Source organism: Pseudomonas putida (assembly GCF_028682635.1).
In the GTDB taxonomy this organism is placed as follows: Bacteria; Pseudomonadota; Gammaproteobacteria; order Pseudomonadales; family Pseudomonadaceae; genus Aquipseudomonas; species Aquipseudomonas putida_AE.
In genome coordinates this window covers 1-5,655 of record NZ_JANHLK010000058.1, presented here as the reverse complement: position 1 = coordinate 5,655, position 5,655 = coordinate 1, and the positions used below count along the sequence as shown (strand labels likewise).

Annotated in this window: 8 protein-coding genes; 3 read left to right on the top strand and 5 right to left on the bottom strand. The window is 55.6% G+C overall.

The genetic code is table 11. The features are described 5' to 3' along the window. A partial coding sequence (locus tag NPS56_RS30755) for a carbon starvation CstA family protein (protein ID WP_274078137.1) occupies positions 1-462 on the bottom strand: 462 nt, incomplete at its 3' end. A gap of 342 nt (positions 463-804) precedes the next feature. Between NPS56_RS30755 and NPS56_RS30750 the strand changes: the two genes are divergently transcribed. The 3 genes from NPS56_RS30750 (at position 805) to NPS56_RS30740 (ending at position 3,276) form a co-directional block, all read left to right on the top strand. Beyond that, positions 805-2,175 carry a cache domain-containing protein gene (locus NPS56_RS30750; RefSeq protein WP_046820283.1) on the top strand — a complete coding sequence of 457 codons (1,371 nt, stop codon included), beginning with the start codon at positions 805-807 and terminating at the stop codon, positions 2,173-2,175. A gap of 7 nt (positions 2,176-2,182) precedes the next feature. Beyond that, on the top strand, positions 2,183-2,815 hold the full coding sequence (locus NPS56_RS30745; protein WP_046820284.1) for a response regulator: 633 nt from the start codon (positions 2,183-2,185) through the stop codon (positions 2,813-2,815). Positions 2,816-2,952: 137 nt separating this feature from the next. After that, on the top strand, positions 2,953-3,276 hold the full coding sequence (locus NPS56_RS30740) for a hypothetical protein (protein WP_274078136.1): 324 nt from the start codon (positions 2,953-2,955) through the stop codon (positions 3,274-3,276). Between the two features lie 95 nt (positions 3,277-3,371). Here NPS56_RS30740 and NPS56_RS30735 read toward each other — a convergent pair whose 3' ends face one another. From NPS56_RS30735 to NPS56_RS30720, 4 genes are all read right to left on the bottom strand, one after another. Next, positions 3,372-3,587, bottom strand: a complete 216-nt coding sequence (locus NPS56_RS30735) for a TOBE domain-containing protein (RefSeq protein WP_274078135.1) — start codon at positions 3,585-3,587, stop codon at positions 3,372-3,374. Between the two features lie 126 nt (positions 3,588-3,713). After that, the gene (locus NPS56_RS30730) at positions 3,714-3,905 is read right to left on the bottom strand and encodes a hypothetical protein (protein WP_274078134.1); all 192 of its coding nucleotides are present in this window, start codon (positions 3,903-3,905) and stop codon (positions 3,714-3,716) included. A 115-nt stretch (positions 3,906-4,020) separates the two neighbouring features. After that, entirely contained in the window at positions 4,021-4,560 is a 540-nt protein-coding gene (locus NPS56_RS30725) for an imm11 family protein (protein WP_274078133.1), read from the bottom strand. Positions 4,561-4,563: 3 nt separating this feature from the next. Next, positions 4,564-5,655, bottom strand: a 1,092-nt coding sequence (locus tag NPS56_RS30720) for an RHS repeat-associated core domain-containing protein (RefSeq protein WP_274078132.1), incomplete at its 5' end; no start/stop codon positions are given.

The following is a 5,655-nucleotide window of genomic DNA, read 5'->3' as shown; positions in this document are numbered from 1 at the left end:
CTCTTCGCGGACCATGTCGCCCAGCGAACGGCCGTTGCGGCGGGTGGACATGAACAGGACCATGAAGTCCTGCACGGCACCGGCCAGCACCACGCCGGCAATCAGCCACAGCGTGCCGGGCAGATAGCCCATCTGCGCCGCCAGGACCGGACCGACCAGCGGCCCCGCGCCGGCGATGGCCGCGAAGTGGTGACCGAAGAGTACGTGCTTGTTGGTCGGCACGTAGTCCAGACCGTCATTGTTGAGTACAGCGGGAGTGGCACGATTGGGGTCCAGCTGCATCACTTTGTTGGCGATGAACAGGCTGTAGTAGCGGTAGGCAACGAGGTAGATGGCGACGGCTGCGACGACGATCCACAGGGCGTTGATCGCTTCGCCGCGGCGCAGGGCCACGACACTCAGCGCAATCGCTCCCAGGACAGCCACGGCAAACCAGGCGAGGTGTTTAGCCAGACGGGGCATAGGGGGTCTCCTGCCGACAGCTCGTGACTGCGGCGGTAATTTTTATAATTGTGTCCGCTGAGCGGAGCTGGCCCAATATCCGCGCATGGCGTCCACAAATAAATCCGCGTTACTACGTACACACCACCTACGTAGTTCTACGTAGACTCCAAAAATCTGCCGGCTGAAACGCAAACCCCCTGTAGGAGCTGCCGAAGGCTGCGATCTTTTGATTTTGATTTTTCAAGATCAAAAGATCGCAGCCTTCGGCAGCTCCTACAAAGAGCATTCCGTCCAGCAACGCTACAGGCCAAGCGTATCTTTGGCATATGATCCCCACCCCTCGCGCGGGCAGGAATGAACATGCAGCTCAAACACAAGATCGTCGCCCTCGGCATTCTGCCGCTGGTGCTGGCCATTGCCGTCATCTGCGCCCTGGTGATTTCGCTCAACCGCCAACTGGGCGATCAACAGGCGCAGTTGATCGAAGACAGCATCCTGATGAGCAAGCGCGCGGAACTGAAAAACTACGTCGAAATGGCGAAAAGCCTGATCGAGCCGCTGTACGACAACGGCCAGGGCGATCAGCGCGCCCAGCAACAGGTGCTCGAAGAACTGCGCAAGCTCAGCTTCGGCATCAACGGCTATTTCTTCGTCTACGACCATGAAGGCCGCAGCCTGATGCACGCACGCCAGTCGGAACTGGTGGGCCAATACCTGTGGGACATGAAGGACCCCCACGGCCTGCCGGTGATCCAGGCGCTGCTCAAGAGTGCGCAATCGGGCGAAGGCTTCCAGCGCTACGCCTGGAACAAGCCCTCCTCCGGCCAGGTCACCGACAAGCTCGCCTACGTAGTGATGCTCGATCGCTGGGGTTGGATGCTCGGCACCGGCATCTACCTCGAAGACGTCGAGCGCGCCACCCAGCAGGCCCGTGCCGAAGTGGCCCAGGGCATCCGCAAGACCATGATGGCGATTGCCGTGGTGGCGCTGGTGGCGGTGCTGTTTGTCTTCGCCACCGGCATGACCCTCAACGTCAGCGAGCATCGCCTGGCCGACAAGAAACTGCAGCGCCTGACCCAGCGCATCGTCAGCCTGCAGGAGGAAGAGCGCTCGCGGGTTTCCCGTGAACTGCACGACGGCATCAGTCAGGTGCTGGTCTCGATCAAGTTCCAGTTCGAACTGGCCAGCCACTTGCTGGAAAACGGACAAAACCACGACAAAGGCTTGAACACGTTGAAAGACGCCACCGAGCGCCTGGGCGAAGCCATCGGCGAAGTCCGCAGTCTCTCCCACGATCTGCGCTCATCCTTGCTCGATACCCTTGGCCTGCCAGCCGCCATCGGCCAACTGGCTGCGGAATTCCAGCAGCGCAGCGGCTTGACCGTGACCTACGACGAAAATGAATTCGACTGCCAACTGGTCGACGGCGCCGCTGTTGCGCTGTTCCGCATCGTCCAGGAAGGCCTGACCAACATCGAACGTCACGCCCAGGCGAAAAACGTGTCCATCAGCCTGCGCGGTTGTGAACAGTCCGTGCGGCTGACGCTGGTCGATGACGGCATGGGGTTCAATGTTGCCCAGGTCGAACGTCGCCAGGCCGGCATTGGCTTGCGTAACATCCGCGAACGCGTCGAACATTTTGGCGGGCGTTTCGATTTGATCTCGATGCCAGGCAGAAGCGAGCTGGACGTACGGCTGCCGATGAAACCTGGCGCAAAACTACAAGAGTGAACCTTGCATGAACCTGCCCTCCCCGATCCGCGTCGCCCTGGTCGACGATCACTCCCTGGTCCGCGACGGCATCAAGGCGCTACTGGCCGTGATGTCGCCCCTGGAAATGGTCGGCGAAGCGGAAAACGGCGCCGAGGCCATCGAGATGGTCGGGCGCTGCCAACCGGACCTGCTGCTGGTCGACATCAGCCTGCCGGACATGAACGGCCTGGAACTGACCCGCGTGCTGCGCAGCCAGTACCCGTCGCTCAAGGTGCTGGTGCTGAGCATGTACGACAATTACGAATACGTCAGTGAATCGGTGCGCTCCGGCGCCAGCGGCTACGTGCTGAAGAATGCCCCGTCCCGGGAAATCATCGCCGCCATCGAAGCCATCTCCAGCGGCGGCACCTTCTACAGCGCCGACATCGCCCAGCGGCTGATTGCCGACAGGAACACCGACAACGAACTCACACCGCGGGAAAGCCAGGTGCTGGCGAAAATGGCCCAGGGCCTGAACAACAAGGAAATGGCCCGGGAACTGGACATCAGCGTGCGCACCGTGGAAACCCATCGCCTGAGCATTCGGCGCAAGCTAAACATCGACAAACCGGCGGCACTGGTCAAGTACGCCCTTGATCACGGACTGATTTCCCGCTAACGCCACGAATCCACAAGGATCACCGAATCCTCCATTGACTACGTCAATAGTCACCATTAACTCAATGAAGTTCTCTTAAAAACTGTGCGGCGTAACATCAGCTCCATACCAACCAACAACACCCGGAGCACACGATCATGAAACGCCAAACCCTCCTCAGCATCGCTTTCTCGGTTTTTGCAGTTAACGCTTTTGCCGCTACCTCTGCTGCGCCTGTTGTGGCTGAAGGTGGCTCGGATCGTCTGATTGAAAGCCGAGTGGCTGAGGGTGGTTCTGACCGCCTGATCGAAAATCGTGTGGCTGCCGATGGTTCGGACCGTCTGCAAGGCAACACCGTTGCCGCCGATGGTTCCGACCGCCTGCAAGGCAACACCGTCGCCGCCGACGGCTCTGATCGCCTGCAGGGCAACACCGTCGCCGCCGATGGTTCGGATCGTCTGCAAGGCAATACCGTCGCCTGACCCCATCGCTGCACCGCAGTACCCAACAAAAAGCCCGGCCTGATCAGCCGGGCTTTTTGTACCTGTGATAATTAGTCAGGCGTTGAACCTCGGATTCAGAGTTTGGCAATCGAGACTTCAGTGGATTTCACGAAGGCAATCACTTCGCTCCCAACCTTCAGTTCAAGGTCGCGCACCGAGCGGGTGGTAATCACCGAGGTGACAATGCCGGATGCCGTTTGCACGTCGATTTCGGACACCACTTCGCCTTCCAGAATTTCCTTGATGATGCCCTTGAACTGGTTGCGGACGTTGATCGCTTTGATGGTCATGTTGAGGCTTCCTGTCTGATGTCGACCCTTGCGGATGAAGGGGCAGGCCTCAAAGGTGCACTGCCTGCCACAACAACAAAAGGAATAAATAATTATCTATTTATATCATTTAGGAATATGAATTCCTCAGGCCAGACTTGGCGCCGTCTCATCGTTGCTGGCGCGATCAACATCCAGCAATACATCCAGAGTGGTGAGGAACAGGTCATGGCTCATGATGCCGGTGCACACCGTTGATAGCATCGGATTCCCGGTCTCGTCCTTGATGGTGACTTTCTCACTCCAGGCATTCAAATCGACGGAAGTAAGAGTCGACACCGGAGCTTTACGCCCGTCAACCTGCAGCGAAAAAGAGCGAAAAAGGGGACAGATTTATTTAGGGAAAAACGAAAAACGGTCCAAAATAAATCTGTCCCCTTTTCCGCTTATTCACTCAACAACTCTGTGCAACCTCCTTAAAAGCGACCCCTCTCAGGCCCTGCGACTCTACAGCATCTTTGAACACTTGACTGACATATAGAACTTGCGGATTTTCAGGAATGCGAAAAATCTCACTCTTGTAATTCTCGGGAATATTTAACACCGCTTTGTAAACTACATACCCACCCTCCCCCTTATCATAATCGGATTGATCAACATCAAATGCATCTGATAGAACCTCGGCAACAAATACTGCGACATCCCCCGCACGCGGCCCGAGCAACTTAACCGTAGGAAAAACCTGCAAAAAACCAAGCGCCTCATATGCTTTTTCAGAGACAACCAAGATAGGCCTGAAAAATGTAAAAAAATCAGAAAGTGCCGGTTTGTTTTTATCATCACTATTATATACAACGCGATAACACTGGTTTTCAGACTCCAAAATTGCGTCACCATATGCAAGCTTTGTAGCGAACTCCTGCAGACTTTCCACTTGATCCGCATCGACCAATGTTTTATATTTGTCATTTTGCGTTATTGAATAAATTTTCATAAATCACCAAAATAATCCGGACCACTGAGCGTCCCGTGGACTCGTTAGTAATGTATTTCGGATTCTATCGATTGTCTTCAAAACCATCGGCTTGCCACCAGCCTTATCTGCACTAATTATAAGCTGGTTAACATTCTCAAAATAAGAATTTGGATGCTTACCATTATGCAGGATCCCTGGCACGCTCGAGTCAACGTTATTACGATTAGGCAAAAACACTCCGTTGATTGCATCATCCACATGAATATCATGCTTTGCCAGGACCGCTCTCGCAGGAGCTGCAAGCTTGGCAGTATCACCAACGATGTGATGAGCAGCGGAGTTTGCGGGGCGGGGAGTTCCACTTTTTGTCATATTGTTGCTTAGCGCTTTGGAGCAAAGCCCCAATGGATCGATCCAACCAATAGCGCTATTAGCATATTGATACAGATTGACTCCGCCAGCTAAACCAATCGGATCCTGCGCCACAAACCGCCCCACCTCCGGATCGTAATACCGAAACGTGTTGTAGTGCAGCCCCGTCTCATCGTCAAAATACTGCCCCTGAAACCGCAGATTCTGCTCGACTTCATTGACCGCCAGCTTTTCAACCGCCCCCCAAGCCTTGTACGTCGCCTGCCAGACAATGCTCCCGTGCGCGTCAGTCATCTCCAACGGCGTACCAATCTGATCAGTGTGGAAGTAGTAAAGCTTCCGCTCCTCACCTTCCGCCTGGTCGACACGCGCCAACGGCGCGTAACTCCCCGGCTCATAGATATACAGACTGCTCTGCCCCGGACGCTCCTCACGCAGCATCCGCAAGCCTTGCCACAAGAAGTGCTTCTGCTCGGTCTTGCCGTTGACCTCTGAAACCTTGGCAACCCGTCGCCCCAAACTGTCATACCGATACGCACCGGTACTCTCCAGCTTGCCATTCACCAACGTCTCAGCCCGCACCAACCGATTTTCACAGTCATATACAAACGTCTGCAGCTTGCCCATCCCACTGCGTTTCTCAATCAGGTTGCCCCACGCATCGTAGGCATATTCCTGATCCCGCCAGCGCTTCAGGCGGTTGTCCTTGACGTGGTCAAACTGGCTGGTGTTGAAGTTCAA

Coding starts and splice junctions, on each gene's coding strand:
- NPS56_RS30725 (WP_274078133.1), bottom strand. CDS start 4,560: ATGAAAATTTATTCAATAACGCAAAATGACAAATATAAAACATTGGTC.
- NPS56_RS30740 (WP_274078136.1), top strand. CDS start 2,953: ATGAAACGCCAAACCCTCCTCAGCATCGCTTTCTCGGTTTTTGCAGTT.
- NPS56_RS30745 (WP_046820284.1), top strand. CDS start 2,183: ATGAACCTGCCCTCCCCGATCCGCGTCGCCCTGGTCGACGATCACTCC.
- NPS56_RS30735 (WP_274078135.1), bottom strand. CDS start 3,587: ATGACCATCAAAGCGATCAACGTCCGCAACCAGTTCAAGGGCATCATC.
- NPS56_RS30750 (WP_046820283.1), top strand. CDS start 805: ATGCAGCTCAAACACAAGATCGTCGCCCTCGGCATTCTGCCGCTGGTG.